The sequence below is a fragment of the Janthinobacterium goodfellowi genome (assembly GCF_051380695.1).
GTDB lineage: Bacteria > Pseudomonadota > Gammaproteobacteria > Burkholderiales > Burkholderiaceae_D > Janthinobacterium.
In genome coordinates this window covers 1-1,019 of the sequence record NZ_JBNYXN010000021.1, presented here as the reverse complement: position 1 = coordinate 1,019, position 1,019 = coordinate 1, and the positions used below count along the sequence as shown (strand labels likewise).

1 rRNA gene is annotated in these 1,019 nt (G+C 51.2%); it reads left to right on the top strand.

The annotated features are described in order from the left end of the window. Nucleotides 1–1,019, top strand: a 23S ribosomal RNA gene (locus tag ACQ4WQ_RS28420); the annotation flags it as partial.

Sequence of the window (1,019 nt, the reverse complement as noted above, 5' to 3'; positions counted from 1 at the left end):
ATAGGGAAGCCGTAGAGAAATCGAGTCCGAATAGGGCGATCAGTCGCTGGGTGTAGACCCGAAACCAAGTGATCTACTCATGGCCAGGATGAAGGTGCGGTAACACGCCCTGGAGGTCCGAACCCACTAATGTTGAAAAATTAGGGGATGAGCTGTGGGTAGGGGTGAAAGGCTAAACAAACTTGGAAATAGCTGGTTCTCTCCGAAAACTATTTAGGTAGTGCCTCAAGTATCACCATCGGGGGTAGAGCACTGTTATGGCTAGGGGGTCATTGCGACTTACCAAACCATTGCAAACTCCGAATACCGATGAGTGCGAGCTTGGGAGACAGACGTCGGGTGCTAACGTCCGGCGTCAAGAGGGAAACAACCCAGACCGCCAGCTAAGGTCCCAAAGATTGGCTAAGTGGAAAACGAAGTGGGAAGGCTAAAACAGTCAGGATGTTGGCTTAGAAGCAGCCATCATTTAAAGAAAGCGTAATAGCTCACTGATCGAGTCGTCCTGCGCGGAAGATGTAACGGGGCTAAGCCAGTCACCGAAGCTGCGGATATCCTTTATTGGATATGGTAGGAGAGCGTTCTGTAAGCCTGCGAAGGTGTCTTGTAAAGGATGCTGGAGGTATCAGAAGTGCGAATGCTGACATGAGTAGCGATAATGGGGGTGAAAAGCCTCCACGCCGTAAGCCCAAGGTTTCCTGTTCAACGTTCATCGGAGCAGGGTGAGTCGGCCCCTAAGGCGAGGCAGAGATGCGTAGCTGATGGGAAGCAGGTTAATATTCCTGCACCGTCGTATGATGCGATGGGGGGACGGATCGCGGAAGGTTGTCCAACTGTTGGAATAGTTGGTTTCTGTCTCATAGAAGGCGCTTAGGCAAATCCGGGCGCAGGATTCAAGGGGATGGGACGAGTGAATTTATTCACGAAGCAATCGGAAGTGGTTCCAAGAAAAGCCTCTAAGCTTCAGTCATACGAGACCGTACCGCAAACCGACACAGGTGGGCGAGATGAGTATTCTAAGG